The organism is Paenisporosarcina sp. P4_B8 (genome assembly GCF_056402175.1).
This window is the reverse complement of record NZ_JBFUHX010000002.1, coordinates 309115-325669: the sequence shown is the minus strand read 5'-3', so window position 1 is coordinate 325669 and position 16555 is coordinate 309115. Positions and strand designations below refer to the sequence as shown.

The following is a 16555-nucleotide window of genomic DNA, read 5'->3' as shown; positions in this document are numbered from 1 at the left end:
AAGCCAGATATCGGATTCTTTGACGAATCTACTCTTCTGTTTCATTCAATCTTGATTTAGTTAAGTTTTACTTGACATACACTTTACCAGCGGCTGTTCGACGAGATTCATTTCCATAAGCATCTCTCATCACCACTTCGATCACAGCACCGTTGATCCTGTCTTTTGGTGCCTTCCAGGTACCAACATAGTGACCTTTTCCTTGTTCTGTTAATGGTATTTCAACAGAAGCGGCGGTTGCGGATGAAAAGGCTGAAGGTACGCTTAACGAGAAGAAACCACTAATTCCTGGCTCACTATCTAGTTCGACGGTCAACGTCGTACCCCTTTTTATCACCACATCTTGAGCTGGTTTCAGATTTGTGATTTCAGGTGCATTAAACTTGGCGTTAACAGTGACTTCCTTGCTAGTTTCGTTTCCAGCACGGTCCTTTGCAGTGACAGTAAATTTATTTTCTCCATTATTGAGCAGTACATCTAGGGAGAAGGAGCCATCTTCTGTGACATTCACTTTTTGACCATTTATAGTGACTTCTGTTAGATATGGATCGGTCGCTTTTCCTTCGATCGTAACCGCTTTCTGATTTGTCTTGAAGCCTTCAGCAGGTTTGGTGATTAGTTCTGGTTTTGCTTGGTCAAGGGTGATCTTCACTGGCTCGGACAGATCCGTACTGCCTCGATCAGTTGAAGAGGAAGCTGTCAGCACGTTTTCACCATCTTGAAGGGTAACATCTACAGAGAAGGTACCATCCTTTTTAGCTGTTGTGGTAGCTACTTCTTCGCCTTTATTGAAAAGATGAACTTGAGTAGTTGGTGAAGCTTTCCCTTCTACTGTGAAAGTAGATTGATTGGTGTGGTCTGCATCTTTAGGCGTTGTGATCACTGGAGCCGACGCTTCATATTTTACCCGTGCCCGAATCATTACGTTTTCGTAACGGTCTGGGGAGAAAACTCCGTCAACCAGTTGCCAGCTGTGAAGAGTGCTTGGACTGCTTTTATCAACACCGAGTCCTGGTGTATTCGGGTAGGAGCCTACTTGGATATAGACCATATAGAAGGTGTCGGTTACCACTACTCCTTCGCTTTCCAGATCGACAACCGTCCATTCTCCATTACGCAGAGCAGTCGCATCAAATGGACCCGCAATTTTTTTACCAGGAGTATTATTCGGTCCATTATCATAGATGGCAACCTTAAAGTCTGTTCTACCTGGATCCGGCCAGCTTTCATCCCAGAAGCGGAAGAGACCAGCGGTGACTAAGGCGCTTTTTTTACCTTCAGGTAAAAACATTTTTACAGCCCAACCATCTCCAGCAGTAAACGAAGCATTATGATTTTCTGCTGTCCCATCATCATAGCCGATCTCATCAGGATAGCCGACAAATGGTTGTAACGGAACATTTTGTTCGATATTTCCGTTTGCTGGGATGGTGATCGTGATATCTTGGCTATGATAGAAAGGCGCGGATACATGCAAGGAATAGGTTCCTTCATAGCCAGTGATGGAAAAGTGTCCGTTTTCATCTGTTTGTACAGGTTGAATGAGCGCGTCTTCGATCAGAGAGAGTGTTGCGTTAGCTAGCGGCTGACCTGTTTGCTTATTTGTGACAGTTCCGCTAACCGTTCCTTTCTGGATCGGGTTTAAGGTAAAGTTGGATTCTACTGTACCATTTTTAGGAATCGTCACTCGTTGATCTGCAGATTCATATCCATATGTTTCAGCACGTAAGGTGAACTCACCAGAAGGATGACTATTAATAACATAGCTACCATCAATTGGGTTGGTAGTAACAGAACGTCCTGATTCGAGCACGCTTACTGTAGCTCCAAGCGGCAGGGACATAGGTTGGACTGCTGTCGGCGTGATCGTTGCGGTGGGTGCCATCACGTTTTGTATTTTTGTTGGTTGGATGGTATCCGGGTTGACTGCTTTTTTATTGGTTTGTGGCTCATTTTCCAGTTGTTTAGCTAACAGTTTTTGTTGTTGTACTTCTTCTAGTTCTACATTGGCTGTGGTATGTGGTGTATTGCTTAAGGCGACATCATCGATATACCAACCTGCGCTCCCATAAGCAGCGTCTGTAGTGACGTTAAAGGCGATATAGATTTGTTGACCAGCATATGCGGATAGATCGATTTGGCGCTCCGTCCATGTGTCAGATTTACCAGTGAAGCGGGACAGCTGTTGCCAATTTTGTTTGTCTGTCGACACAAGCACATGACCATAGTCGGCGAAGCCGTCCGCTGTGTCGTTGTCAAGTCGATACCAGTCTTTAAACTGTAGATAGGCGTTACCTTCAGGCAAGTCGATTGGAGGCATCATCAAGTTCATATTGGCATAGTTGGCATAGTTGCCATTTAATTTGGTTCCGTATACTTTTTCACCAGAAGCGGCCATTCCTGGTCCACCGGTAGGTACTCCCCACTCCCAGCTGTTGTTGGTACCGTAGGAGATCCAACCACTTGGTTGAGATTCAAAATCTTGATTGTACCCGGTGCTGATTCCAGATTTGACTGGTACTGCGTAATTGTCAGAAGTAACCACATGTTGCCCATAGTCCGTGATGCGCCAATGATAGGTAAGGGTTGGGACCTGTACGTCATCAGCCGGAATCACGGCTTGGTACGTTCCGCTCTTATAGTCACCTGCTGTACGAGTTGCCGCTACAGTTTGCCATTCGGCAGATTCGCTTGCACGATATTGTAGCTCAACACTTCTTACATTGACATTGTCTTGTACTTGAACAGTAAGAGGTAATGTCATATTCGAAAATATTTCAGTTGGAGCGGTATGCTGATAAGTTGGAGTCTCTGTATCTTGACCTTCACGAACCACTTGCCCCTGAACTCGGCCTATTCCGTTGACAATGGTGGAGACAGCGTTATAGGCGTTTACTAGACCATAACCATAACCATTGTTTGGTGAAGTTGGATAAATGGAGTCAGTTAATGGTAGTGCCGAATTCATTAAAATTGTTTCCATTTCATCAACGGTAAGAGAGGCATTCGCCTGCTTCATCAAAGCAACGACTCCAGCAACGGCTGGTGCAGCCATCGAAGTTCCTTGCATGCCTTGATATTTACTACCTGGTACGGAAGATCGGATGGCCACACCTGGAGCGGAAATGTCTGGCTTCCCTTCTCCATATGGCGAAGGACCGCGTGAGGAGAAACCAGCAATCCGATTCCCACTATCCGTTGCGCCAACAGCGAATGATTCCGGATAGTTGGCTGGGACGGAGATACTTCCATCAAGCGGACCGGTATTTCCAGCAGAGAAATTAGGGAAAATATCAGCTGCACGCCAGTTTTGCACCATTAGGCGGTACCATTCATCTATTCCCTTTCCACCGCCCCAGGAGTTGTTCACCACGTCAGGTGCTTTTTCTGGATGTGGGTTGCCTTCTGCATCTTTTGGAGCTAGAATCCATTCTCCAGCTTTCAGTAGATCTTCGCCGGTTCCACCAGCCGAGGTAAAGGCTTTCACCGCGATCCATTTTGCACCTGGAGCGACACCGATTTGGTTCGTGCCATTAGGCTCAGAACCCACCATCGTACCCACGGTGTGAGTTCCGTGACCAAGATCATCAAAAGGTGCAGATTTTCCAGTAATAGCGTCATACCAGTTGTAAGTGTTATCAGGTTGATTTGGATTGGCTGGGTTGTAACCCCGATACTTTTCTTTTAAAGCAGGGTGATTCCACTGGACTCCTGTATCGATACTAGCGACTACAGTTCCCGTACCATCAAAGCCCATATTCCAGGCTTGTGGTGCGTCGATTTTTGCAATATTCCATTCGATTGAAGTGGTGTCTGCTTGGGTATCAGCTGTTGGTTGGCTGGATGTTTTACTGCTTTCATTTGAGATCAGCTGTACCGTTTCGTTGGGCTGGATTTTTTCGACTTCAGGGAAGGCAGCAAGCTTCTCCATCACTCCTTTGGTTCCTGTTACCGACATACCATTGACGATATAGAAGGATTGAAACTCTTTGACATTTCCCTTCTTTTTTTCTTGATCCAGATAGGTTTTAATCGAGTATTGAGTTTCGCTAGCTTTAGCGCGAAGGGAAGAAACGACAGCAGAGCGTTTCATCAATTCGGTTTTGGCAGCCGTTTGTTTTTGAGCTTTAGCCTTTTTAGCTGTTTCGGTGGCAACTTCTTTTGTATCCACTTGATCTTTTAATTTTACTAAAAAGGTAACCGTATTATTCTCACTAAACTGATCATTCAGTTTTTTATCTACCTTTGCTTTCACGTTTTCAGATGCTACATCCGAACTTTCAAGAAGAGAAATACTTTCTTTGGAGTTGGAATTAGCAAAGGTGAGTTGAGGTAGAAAGGTAGAGAGCAACAATAATGCACATAAAATAAAACTAAATGCGACGCGGTTATGTCTGTTCCTTTTTATCAATTTGATTCCCCCCTAAAATTTGCTTGCATTAAGACTTCATTTTAGAATCATCTTTCACCTTTCGCTTAAAGGGTAAGTGAAAGATGATTCTATTGTCTTCATTCAATCTATCAATCTATGATTTAGTTAGGTTTTACGTTGACATACACTTTACCAGCGGCTGTTTGACGAGATTCGTTTCCATAATCATCTCTCATCACCACTTCGATCACAGCACCGTTGATCTTGTCTTTTGGAGCCGTCCAGGTACCAACATAGTGACCTTCTCCTTGTTCTGTTAATGGTATTTCAACAGAAGTTGCGGCTACCGTTGCGGTTGCATAGGTTGAAGGTAATCGGACCAAGAAGAAGCCATTAAATCCTGGCTCACTATCTAGTTCGACGGTCAACGTTTTACCCGTTTTTATCACCACATTTTGAGCTGGTTTTAAGTTTTCGATCGCAGGTGGATTAAACTTGGCGTAAACAGTGACTTCCTTGCTAGTTTCGTTTCCACCACGGTCCTTTGCAGTGACAGTAAATTTATTTTCTCCATTATTGAGTAGTACGCTTAGGGAGTAGGAGCCATCTTCTGTGACATTCACATTTTGACCATTTATAGTGACTTCTGCTAGATATGGATCGGTCACTTTTCCTTCGATCGTAACCGCTTTCTGATTTGTCTTGAAACCTTCAGCAGGGTTGGTGATGGTTAGTTCTGGTTTTGCTTGGTCAAGGATGATCTTCACTGGCTCGGACGGATCTGTACTACCTGCGACTTGATCAGTAGAAGAGGTAGCTGTCAGCACATTTTCGCCATCTTGAAGGGTAACATCTACAGAGAAGGTACCATCCTTTCTAGCTGTTGTAGTAGCTACTTCTTCGCCTTTATTGAAAAGATGAACTTGAGTAGTTGGTGAAGCTTTCCCTTCTACTGTGAAAGTAGATTGATTGGTGTGTGCTGCATCTTTAGGCGTTGTGATCACTGGAGTCATCGCTTCAAAGTTTATCCGTGCTCGAATCATAAAGTTTCCGCTCGTTGTACCCCATGGTCCATTCACCTTTTGCCAGCTGCGACCCGCGCTTGGACTGCTTTGATCAATAGCAAGTCCGGGTGTTTTCGGGGTGACGCCTACTTGGATATAGACCATATAGAAGTCGCCGTTTACTTCAACTCTTTCGTTTGCCAGATCGACAACCGTCCATTCTCCATTACGCAGAGCAGTCGCATCCAATGGACCCGCCAATTTCCTACCAGGAGCACCATTCGGTCCACTGGCATCATAGATGGCAACCTTAAAGGCTGTTCCACCTGGATCCGGCCAACTTTCATCCCAGAAGCGGAAGAGACCAGCGGTGACGTAGGCGCTATTTTGGCCTTTAGGTAGAGACATTTTTACAGCCGCAACGTTGTCTTCTGCATTAGGAGCAACGAAAGTGCGAGCGTTTTCCGCTGTCCCATCATCATAGCCGATATCACCGGGATAGCCGATAAATGGTTGTAACGGAACATTTTTTTCGATATTTCCATTTGCTGGGATGGTGATCGCGATATCTTGGCTGTAATAGAAAGGCTCAGATACATGTAAGGTATAGGTTCCTTCATACGCAGTCATAGAGAAGTGTCCGTTTTCATCTGTTTGTACAGGTTGAATGAGCGCGTCTTCGATCAGTGAGAGTGTTGCGTTAGCTAGTGGCTGACCTGTTTGCTTGTTTGTGACAGTTCCGCTAACCGTTCCTTTTGGGATCGGGTTTAAGATAAAGTTGGCTTCTACTGTACCATTTTTAGGAATCTTCACTCGTTGATCTGCAGATTCATATCCATATGTTTCAGCACGTAAGGTGAACTCACCAGCAGGATGAGTCATACCATAGCTACCATCAATTGGGTTGGTGGTAACAGAACGTCCTGATTCGAGCACGCTCACTGTAGCTCCAAGTGGCAGGGACATGGGTTGGACTGCTGTCGGCGTGATCGTGGCGGTAGGTGCCATCACGTTTTGTATTTTGGTTGGTTGGATGGTATCCGGGTTGACTGCTTTTTTATTGGTTTGTGGCTCATTTTCCAGTTGTTTAGCTAACAGTTTTTGTTTTTGTACATCTTCTAGTTCTACATTGGCCGTGGTAAGTGGTGCATTGCTTAAGGCGACATCATCGATATACCAACCCGCTCTCTCGCCAATCTGGTCTGTGGTGATGTTAAAGGCGACATAGATTTGTTGACCAGCATAGGCGGATAGATCGATTTGGCGCTCCGTCCATGTCAGAGAGTTACCAGTGAAGCTCGACAGCTGTTGCCAGTTTTGTTTGTCTGTCGACACAAGCACATAACCATAATCGTAGCCGCTTTCAATTTGATACCAGTCTTTAAACTGCAGATAGGTGTTACCTTCAGGCAGGACGATTGGAGGCATCATCAAGCTCATATTGGCATCGTTGTTATAGTTACCATCTAAATTGGATCCGTACACTTTTTCACCAGAAGCGGCCTTTTCCGGTCCATTGTCAAAGGCAGGCACTCCCCACTCCCAAGTGTTTTTGGTACCGTAGGAGATCCAACCAATTGGTTGAGATTCGAAATCTTGATGGTACCCGGTGCTGATTCCAGATTTGACTGGTACTGCGTAATTGTCAGAAGTAACCACGTGTTGCCCATGGTCCGTGATGCGCCAATGATAGGTAAGGGTTGGGACCTGTACGGCATCAGCCGGAATCACGGCTTGGTACGTTCCGCTCTTATAGTCACCTGCGGTACGAGTTGCCGCTACGGTTTGCCATTCGGCAGTTTCGCTTGCACGGTATTGTAGCTCTACACTTCTTAAACTGACATTGTCTTGTACTTGAACAGTAAGAGGTAATGTCATATTCGAATATGTTTCAGATGGAGCGGTATGCTGATAAGTTGGATCCTCAGTATCTTGACCTTCCCGAACCACTTGGCCCTGAACTCGGCCTATTCCACTGACAATGGAGGAGACTGCGTTATAGGCGTTTACTAGACCATAACCATAACCATTGTTTGGTGAAGTTGGAAATTCGGAATCAGTTAATGGCATTGCCGTATCATGTAAAATTTGTTCAATTTTATCAACAGTAAGAGATGGATTCGCCTGCTTCATCAAGGCAACGACTCCAGAAATGTGTGCTCCACCCGGACTAGTCGCAGTCACTCCTTGATAGCTGCTACCTGGCCAGGAAGAGCGGACGTTCACACCTGGAGCGGAAATATCTGGCTTCATTTCTCCATATGGCGAAGGACCACGTGGGGAGGAAACACCACGCTTATTATTACTATCCGTATAGCCAACAGTGAACGATTCTGGATAGTTGGCTGGGTTCCAGATGCGTCCCCCACTCAAACCTGCTCCATTTCCAGCAGAGAACACAGGGAAAATCTCAGCTGCACGCCAGTTTTGCACCATTGGACGGAACCATTCATCGATTTCTGCTAGATACTTCCCCCAGGAGTTGTTCACTACGTCTGGTGCTTTTTCTGGATGTGGGTTGCCTTGGGCATCTTTTGGAGCTAGAATCCATTCTCCAGCTTCCAGTAGATTGACTTGGGTTCCGGTTGAACCTAAACTACCGTTAAAGGCTTTCACAGAGATCCATTTTGCACCTGGAGCAACCCCAATTTGATTTGAACCATTAGGTTCAGAACCTACCATGATTCCTGTGACGTGGGTACCTTGTGAACCGTCATCATATGGAGCCGACTTCCCATTAACAGCATCAAACCAGTTGAAGGTATTGTCAGGTTGATCTGGATTGGCTGGGTTGTAACCCCGATACTTTTCTTTTAAAGTAGGGTGATTCCACTGGACTCCTGTATCGATACTAGCGACTACAGTTCCCGTACCATCAAAGCCCATATTCCAGGCTTGTGGTGCGTCGATTTTTGCAATATTCCATTCGATTGAAGTGGTGTCTGCTTGGGTATCAGCTGTTGGTTGGATATCAGCTTTTGGTTGGATATCAGCTTTTGGTTGGATATCAACTGTTGGTTGGTTGGATGTTTCACTGCCTTCATTTGAGGTCAGCTGTACCGTTTCGTTTGGAAGGATTTTTTCGACTTCAGGGAAGGCAGCAAGCTTCTCCATCACTTCTTTGGTTCCTGTTACCGCCATGGCATTGACGATATAGAAGGATTGAAACTCTTTGACATTTCCCTTCTTTTTTTCTTGATCCAGATAGGTCTTGATCGAGTATTGAGTTTCGCTAGCTTTAGCGCGAAGAGAAGAAACGACAGCAGAGCGTTTCATCAATTCGGTTTTGGCAGCCGTTTGTTTTTGAGCTTTAGCTTTTTTAGCTGTTTCAATGGCAACTTCTTTTGTATCCACTTGATCTTTAAATTTCAATAAAAAAGTAACCGTTTCATTCTTACTAAACTGATCATTCAGTTTTTTATCTACCTTTGCTTTCATGTTTTTAGATGCTACATCAGAACTTTCAAGCATAGAAATACTTGCTTTGGAGTTGGAATTAGCAAATGTGAGTTGAGGTAGAAAGGTAGTGAGCAACAATAATGCACATAAAATAAAACTAAATGCGACGCGGTCATGTCTGTTCCTTTTCATCAATTCGACTCCTCTCTGAAATCGCTTACATTAAGACTTGCGTTACAAGGATATTTTTTATTGTTGTAGATGACCACCGACTTTCTATGGATAAATTTGATCTTTTTCCTTTGCTCTCTTTTCCCCCCCTTGCATGATAATGAATACAATTCGAAGTGTACATCCGCCTTAAAAAATAGTAAATTGGGGGATTTCACTTGAAACTATTAATATATTTTTTGAAGATTCAATAATAAAAAATGTTATTTAAGTCCTTATTTCAAAAGAATTTTCAGTTATTTTGTAGAAGAATGTTGTGAATATTGTCTGAAATTTAAGTTTTTTTAATGAGCTTAGTTTTAAAATTTGGGGGAATATAGAAATTTCTCGTAATTTTTTAGAAATACATTTAACAATAATATATTAAAACAGGAAAAAAGTTCTATTTGTTGATATTCCAGACAAATAAAAAAACCTTGATAACATATTGTTTACCAAGGCTCTGTATATAGTGGTTCACCCACATGTTAATTAGAAAAATCAAAGTAATTTCGCTTTAATAATTTTGGCAAGCTCATTAAATCTTCAAATGAAATCTTTTTCCCAATTTTCTTCGTATCAATTAGGAATAATTGGTCTTCAATTTCTTTCGTGATTTGTTCACTTTGGTAGCTCATTTCACAATCCACGCATTTGACAGAAGGTGTTCTCTCTATTTGCATGGCTCTCGATCCGTCTGGAAGTTCCCAATAAACATCATCATAATCCTCTTCAACTTGAATCGCAGATATGAAAAACCTTAATAGAATGTTTCATGACGGAACTTATGGATCACCTTTCGATATGATTGGAGTTACTCATAAATCAGCTGGCGAAAATATTGCTCAATGTCAAACAACCCCTGCAGCAGTCATGAAAGCTTGGATGAATTCTCCTGGTCATAAAGCTAACATCTTGAGTAAAAATTTTACGCATATCGGAGTTGGCCATGTAGCGAGTGGAAACTATTGGACTCAACAATTTATAGGAAAATAAGAGAAAGAAGTGTGGTTTATTCCATGCTTCTTTTTTTATCTGCCTTATTATATTGTCAAAACATTTTAAATAATTTTATCCTTTGAGGGTAGCGTTTTCTTATTGCTTATAAGAGTTCGTAAAAGTGGCGTTAAAAAGTGAACGTTCATTAAAAGGGATTATAGTATTGCGAACTATGAAATGACTATATAGGAGCAATTCAAAGCAGTTCGTAAAAGTGTACTTTTGCGAACAGTTATACTTGAAAAGAACTGACTTCCATCCTGAAACACCCGTGTTTATTATCTTCTTTTTGAAACACAAAAAAAGACCGGATTATCCCGATCTTTTTTATATGATACTAAAACTTACTTATTCAATATCTGATTTTGGAACAAAAGTACTTACCCTAACTGGCGTTTAAATACTTTAATGGCGAAGAAGTAAGCGATGACCATGATGCCGACGCACCAGGCAAGCGCGATCCAGATATCGTTGCCAACAGACCCTTCATACAAGAGGGCACGAATCGCATTTACGATTGAAGTCACGGGCTGGTTCTCAGCGAACGCACGGACAATTTTAGGCATGGTTTCGGTGGGGACAAAGGCCGAACTGATAAACGGCAGGAAAATCAGCGGGTACGAGTAGGCTGTCGCCCCTTCCATAGACCCCGCTGTCAATCCGGGAATGACCGCCAGCCATGTCAGCGCCAGCGTAAACAGCCCGAGTATCCCAGCTACCGCGAGCCAATCCAGGATATCAGCGCTGGAACGGAAGCCCATCAAGAGCGCGACGAGGATAACCACCACGATAGTAAGCGCATTGGAAACAAGCGAGGTCAACACGTGAGCCCACAATACCGACGAGCGCTTGATGGGCATGGTAATGAAACGCGCCATCAGCCCGCTCTTTACGTCCGTAAATAGCCGTACCGAAGTGTAAGCGACGCCGGATGCGATAGCCATCAGCAAGATTCCCGGCAATAAATAATTGACGTAGTTGTCCGTGCCTGTCTCTATGGCGCCGCCAAATACGTAGACAAACAGCAGCAGCATCATAATCGGCGTAATCGCCACCGTGATAATCGTATCCGGGCTGCGCATGATGTTGCGCATTAAACGCCCTAGTAATACCCCTGTTTTGCTTTTCATTTACATCTCCTCCTTTTTGCCGATGATCGCGAGGAAAATTTCTTCCAATGTCGGCTGCTTCTCGATGTACTCCACTTTCGCTGGCGGGAACATCTCCTTGAGTTCGGTAAGGGTACCGGTCGTGATGATTTTTCCGTCATGCAGGATGGCGATACGGTCCGCCAATTGTTCGGCTTCCTCCAGGTACTGGGTCGTCAGCAAGATGGTCGTGCCGCCGCCGGCAAGCTCCTTGACGGTATCCCAAACTTCAATCCGCGCTTCGGGGTCAAGCCCTGTCGTCGGTTCGTCGAGAAAAATGACTGCTGGCGTCCCGATCAGGCTCATGGCGATGTCAAGCCGGCGCTTCATCCCGCCGGAATATTTGTCCGCCCGGCGGTTGGCCGCATCGGTCAGGCTGAATCTTGCTAGCAGATTGTCGGCGACTTGAGCGGGATTGGAAACTCCCCGCAATTTGGCGATCATCATCAGGTTTTCCCGCCCGGTGAGCATGCCGTCTAAAGCTGCGAACTGCCCTGTCAGGCTGATGCTCTGGCGAACATGATCCGGTTGACGCTGGACGTCAAAGCCGCAAATACCTACTTCGCCGCCATCGGCCTTCATCAGTGTCGAGAGGATGTTGACTATCGTCGTCTTGCCCGCTCCATTTGAGCCCAGCAGTGCGAAAATTTCGCCACGCCGTACCTCAAAGTCCACCCCCTTTAAGACTTCCTTGTCTTTAAAGGATTTTTTTAACCCTTTTACAGAAATCGCTGCAATGCTCATACTTTTTTCCTCCTTATAAAATTCTCTTCTATTTAGTCTGACTGATAATCTGTATAACTTATTACTAAGTGAAAATATAACTGAATAGCGAAGGTGGTAATTCACATTTGTAACCAGCTATTCAGTCGGTATTATCTATTGAATTTATTTTTTCCCAATCGCTTCATGATACTCTGATTCAAATCTTCACGATACTTGGCGACATAGGTTTTAGCGTTTGCCACTAGTTCGTCGGCAAAGGACGCCACGTCGTCCCCAGTGATCTCCAGCACTTGTCTGCCTTCCGCCGCACCGGCTTCGAACAACTCGATTAATTCATACTGTATGTGCAGCATATCCATCCCGTTGCCCGCTGAGAAATTCCACATGTAGTTTTGAATTTTCTTAAATATAAACTGGTAGTCCTCCGGCAGGGCTTCAACCCGTGCCATCATCATCTTGTATTCTTTTTTATCACCAATCATTTTTTTGAACATTTCCATCATGTTATTTTTCCTCCTTTTTTCTTAACTGAATAAGACACTCCAAAATATTGTACGGAATATCTTATGAAGCTAGATTGACTTTAAGACGTTGATTTTTGATGATACAAAATCCCATTTTTTCCAAAACAATTCAAGTTCCTAGCGGCCAGACTCATTAAGTGAGTAAAGCTTGCAGGGCGACCCCATATCTGACGGCTAGATTGCCTATACTCTCCTATTTAGTCTGACTGATAATCTGTATAACTTATTACCGAGTGAAAATATAACTGAATAGCGAAGCTGGTAATTCACATTTGTAACCAGCTATTCAGTCGGTATTATCTATTGAATTTATTTTTTTCCCAATCGCTTCATGATACTCTGATTCAAATCTTCACGATACTTGGCGACATAGGTTTTAGCGTTTGCCACTAGTTCGTCGGCAAAAGACGCCACGTCGTCCCCAGTGATTTCCAGCACTTGTCTGCCTTCCGCCGCACCGGCTTCGAACAACTCGATTAATTCATACTGCATGTGCAGCATATCCATCCCGTTGCCCGCTGAGAAATTCCACATGTAGTTTTGAATTTTCTTAAATACAAACTGGTAGTCCTCTGGCAGGGCTTCAGCCCGTGCCATCATCATCTTGTATTCTTTTTTATCACCAATCATTTTTTTGAACATTTCCGTCATGTTATTTTTCCTCCTTTTTTATAAAGCTGAACAAGATACTCCAAAAAAATCGTAAGGAATATCTTATGAAGCTAGATTGACTTTAAGACGTTGATTTTTGATGATACAAAATCCCATTTTTTCCAAAACAATTCAAGTTCCTGGCGGCCAGACTCATTAAGTGAGTAAAACTTGCGGGGCGGTCCCATATCTGACGGTTTCTTTTCTATGCACACCAGTTTTTTCTTTTCTAATCGCACGAGGATGGTGTAGACCGTCCCTTCCACGACTTCAGTAAACCCAAGCTCGTTCAGGCGGCGGGTAATCTCGTAACCATAGGTTTCATGGCGGCTGATGATTTCCAGCACGCAGCCTTCCAGCGAACCCTTCAGCATTTCAGTTAAATTTTCCATGTTCAGATCCTCCTCTATTTTGTCTGACTTATATTCAGTATAACTTAGTACTAAGGAAAATTTTTACTGAATAGCTTTTGGGAAATCATGCTATTCAGTATTGCTTATTACATGTATATCGTAACACCGAGTAGCAGAGGTGTCAACTATTTTCCTTCATAATATTTTTGCAACCTCACTATTCAGTGATGTCGGTATCCAGTGTGACCTACTACAGGTATATCGTAACACGTAGTAGATGGACTGTCAAACGGATTTTCTAAATATTTATAAAACCAGCTATCCCCATTGGATACAGCCGATTTTCTTTATTTTAAGCGTAATAACTAAAGTGTAACCAATGACGTTGTGCAAGTTCTCAGAGTCGTCTACATTCTCACGATTGAAAAGAGAAATGGTGACTTTGTATTTAAAATGGCTTCGAAATGTAGCTTTTTAAAAAAGTTTGATCAAAAACACTTCGCAAACCCATATTTCACGACAGACATAAAGAAGCCATTTTGAAAAAAGTTTGATCATGTGCTCTCACCTTTAGGTGAATTTATAAATATTATTCAAAAATTTAAGGTTCTTATTCAACTAACCTGCCTCGTTAGTTGAATAAGAAAGAAGAGCTTTTCATTGCAACCCAATTATCTTTAACTAAAGCACCCGTTTGATTCCACATAATAATTATTTATTCGGTGTAATGTTTTACACTTTTCCAAAAGGACTCTGAATCATCTATTTTTTCCAAACTTGCCCTTTTTAACATGTTTTTTACAAGTGTAAAAAAACCGGAAAATAATTTTTAAAATTCGTTTACATGAATATGACTTCGAAAGACAAACTAATACGAAACTATATTAAGAAAGGATGATGTAATGTGGGCAGAGATGATAATAAAGCTACAAGTAATAACAAAAACAGTTTACCTCAAACGCCAAAAAGCTTAAAAATCCCACAAGGTCTTGTAAAAGAAGAAACAGCTAGTGAATTTGCAGAAATAGGTTCCAAAGCGTTGAAAGTTCTAAACACATCCACTCATCAAAAAATTGCACCAGATCGTATTAGAGCAGAACTCGCTAGTGAATTTGCAGAAATAGGTACCCGAGCGTTAAGAGGTAAAAACACATCCATCCTATACACAACAAAGAAAGAGTAGCCTTGAGGTAGTAATACTCCAAAAATTTGTCGTGGTGTAAACCTATTATTAATTAACGATAAATAAACCTTTTTCCTTTAATATTCTCATTTAAAAAGCGACCGAATATGTAAATTCGGTCGCTTTCTGATTCTTCTATGTCATTATTTAGTGTTCCTTTAAACAACATCATTAGTAAATCGATCAATATCACTACATAACGCGTTTGAACATTTTTTCAATTTCGTACGTAGAGAAATGAACAATTACAGGGCGGCCGTGCGGACATGTAAATGGATGCTCGGCTTGTTTAAGATCTTCCATCAGTTTAACCATATCTTCTCTCGTCAAATAGTGATTGGCTTTAATGGAACGTTTGCAACTCATCATAATGGCTGCATCTTCGCGTAATTTCTTGATGTCTGTTTTACGGGTTGTCAGTACTTGTTCAACGAGTTCTTTTACAATCTCTTCTTCGAACCCTTTCGGAAACCATACGGGGTACTCCCGCACAATAAACGTTGTCGGGCCGAACTCTTCGAGAAAAATCCCAACTTCTTCAAGTTCATTTGCCGATTCTTTTAATCGAAGTGCTTCGTCAGCAGAATAATGCATGGACAGAGGGATGAGCAGAGATTGTCTTTCATTCGCCTGCACATCGCCTACCTTCTCACGGAAAAATTCATATTTAATCCGTTCCTGTGCCGCATGTTGATCGATTAAGTAAAAACCATCAGCGCTTTGGGCGACTATATATGTTCCGTGGATTTGTCCGACGATATCAAGCTCTGGAAAAGGTTCCTTGTGTGATACTGGCTCAAGATAATTAATCGATGACTCTGATGATGATTGTACTGGTTCCGATGGTTCTTTCACCATTAACGATTCTGGACTTTTATTGAAAGTCTGCATCGGTTGGAATGGAGCAGACGTTGTTGGTGTTGGTCTTGATTTCCACAAATCCATTTGTTCGCTTGGCGCAACCATCTTTTTCGGTTTTTCCGCAATTTCAGGTGCCCGCATAACGGATCTCAAACTCTTCCGAATCGTTTCTTCGACTAACTGTTGCAACTCTTTTTCTTTGCTCAAACGAATTTGTTGTTTCGAAGGATGAACGTTAACATCTGTTAAATATGGATCGCCTTCTATATGAAGGATAACCAGTGGAAACCGTTCAATCGGTAAAAACGTGTGGTAGGCATTGACGATTGATTGTTGGACACTATAATGTTTTACCCATCGTCCATTGACAAATAGAGTCAGGTAATTTTTCGACGCGCGTGTGATTTCCGGTAATGAAGCATAGCCATGGATTCGGTAATCTGCTGATTCCCCTTCAAAAGGAATCATTTTTTTAGCGATGGCCATGCCATAAATAGCTGCAACGACTTGTTGCAAATCACCCCGACCATTTGTATGAAGAAGCACTTGTTCTCCATGTGTCAGTTTAAAAGCGATAGACGGATAACATAGTGCAAGTCGATTAAGCAAATCAATGATATGCCCCAGTTCCGTCTGGATTGTTTTCATATATTTCAAACGGGCCGGAGTATTAAAAAACAACTGCGACACTTTAATATCTGTACCTTTACGAAGTGCGCCTGCCTGGTGTTTTTTTAAGTGACCCCCTTCTATCTCGATGCTTGTCCCAGTGGAAACACCGTCTGAAGTCCATAAAGACACTTTGGATACCGATGAAATACTGGCCAGTGCTTCTCCACGGAATCCGAGTGTTCGAATTCGGAACAGGTCATGTTCATTTGAGATTTTGCTCGTCGCATGTCGTGAGAATGAAAGAAGTGCATCCTCTCCATCCATCCCGCTTCCGTTATCCGTTATTTGAATGGTCTGCAGTCCCGCTTCTTCCAAATACACATCAATGGAAGTGCTGCCAGCATCAATTGCGTTCTCAACGAGTTCTTTCACGACGGAAGCAGGTCGTTCCACCACTTCTCCCGCAGCGATTTTATTTGATAAAGGTTCGTCCATTAATCGTATTTGTCCCAT

10 protein-coding genes and 2 pseudogenes are annotated in these 16555 nt (G+C 42.9%); 2 read left to right on the top strand and 10 right to left on the bottom strand.

The window, feature by feature from the left end; all coding sequences use genetic code 11:
• Positions 1 to 67 precede the first annotated feature (67 nt).
• From AC1DSK_RS03595 to AC1DSK_RS03585, 3 genes are all read right to left on the bottom strand, one after another.
• On the bottom strand, positions 68 to 4408 hold the full coding sequence (locus AC1DSK_RS03595; protein WP_477546658.1) for a S8 family serine peptidase: 4341 nt from the start codon (positions 4406 to 4408) through the stop codon (positions 68 to 70).
• Positions 4409 to 4533: 125 nt separating this feature from the next.
• A complete protein-coding gene (locus tag AC1DSK_RS03590; RefSeq protein ID WP_477546485.1) occupies positions 4534 to 8967 on the bottom strand; it encodes a S8 family serine peptidase in 4434 nt (1477 codons plus the stop codon).
• A 506-nt stretch (positions 8968 to 9473) separates the two neighbouring features.
• Positions 9474 to 9755: a YokU family protein gene (locus AC1DSK_RS03585; protein WP_477546659.1), complete on the bottom strand. Its 282-nt coding sequence runs from the start codon at positions 9753 to 9755 to the stop codon at positions 9474 to 9476.
• Between AC1DSK_RS03585 and AC1DSK_RS03580 the strand changes: the two are divergent.
• Positions 9733 to 9981 (top strand): annotated as a pseudogene (locus tag AC1DSK_RS03580) (CAP domain-containing protein); the annotation flags it as partial. The gene AC1DSK_RS03585 and the pseudogene AC1DSK_RS03580 sit on opposite strands and share 23 nt — an antisense overlap.
• A gap of 383 nt (positions 9982 to 10364) precedes the next feature.
• Here the strand turns inward: AC1DSK_RS03580 and AC1DSK_RS03575 are convergent.
• The 6 genes and pseudogenes from AC1DSK_RS03575 to AC1DSK_RS03550 all read right to left on the bottom strand — a co-directional run bounded on the left by AC1DSK_RS03575 (position 10365) and on the right by AC1DSK_RS03550 (position 13425).
• Positions 10365 to 11114 carry an ABC transporter permease gene (locus AC1DSK_RS03575; protein WP_477546486.1) on the bottom strand — a complete coding sequence of 250 codons (750 nt, stop codon included), beginning with the start codon at positions 11112 to 11114 and terminating at the stop codon, positions 10365 to 10367.
• The gene (locus AC1DSK_RS03570; protein WP_477546487.1) at positions 11115 to 11876 is read right to left on the bottom strand and encodes an ABC transporter ATP-binding protein; all 762 of its coding nucleotides are present in this window, start codon (positions 11874 to 11876) and stop codon (positions 11115 to 11117) included.
• Between the two features lie 131 nt (positions 11877 to 12007).
• On the bottom strand, positions 12008 to 12361 hold the full coding sequence (locus AC1DSK_RS03565; RefSeq protein WP_477546488.1) for a DUF1048 domain-containing protein: 354 nt from the start codon (positions 12359 to 12361) through the stop codon (positions 12008 to 12010).
• A 69-nt stretch (positions 12362 to 12430) separates the two neighbouring features.
• Positions 12431 to 12556 (bottom strand): annotated as a pseudogene (locus AC1DSK_RS03560) (PadR family transcriptional regulator); the annotation flags it as partial.
• A 135-nt stretch (positions 12557 to 12691) separates the two neighbouring features.
• Complete coding sequence (locus tag AC1DSK_RS03555; RefSeq protein WP_477546489.1) at positions 12692 to 13033, bottom strand: DUF1048 domain-containing protein; 342 nt, start codon at positions 13031 to 13033, stop codon at positions 12692 to 12694.
• Positions 13034 to 13104: 71 nt separating this feature from the next.
• Positions 13105 to 13425: a PadR family transcriptional regulator gene (locus AC1DSK_RS03550; RefSeq protein WP_477546490.1), complete on the bottom strand. Its 321-nt coding sequence runs from the start codon at positions 13423 to 13425 to the stop codon at positions 13105 to 13107.
• A gap of 865 nt (positions 13426 to 14290) precedes the next feature.
• Between AC1DSK_RS03550 and AC1DSK_RS03545 the strand changes: the two genes are divergently transcribed.
• On the top strand, positions 14291 to 14569 hold the full coding sequence (locus AC1DSK_RS03545; protein ID WP_477546491.1) for a hypothetical protein: 279 nt from the start codon (positions 14291 to 14293) through the stop codon (positions 14567 to 14569).
• 192 nt (positions 14570 to 14761) lie between these two features.
• Here AC1DSK_RS03545 and mutL read toward each other — a convergent pair whose 3' ends face one another.
• The gene (gene mutL / locus AC1DSK_RS03540) at positions 14762 to 16555 is read right to left on the bottom strand and encodes a DNA mismatch repair endonuclease MutL (protein ID WP_477546492.1); all 1794 of its coding nucleotides are present in this window, start codon (positions 16553 to 16555) and stop codon (positions 14762 to 14764) included.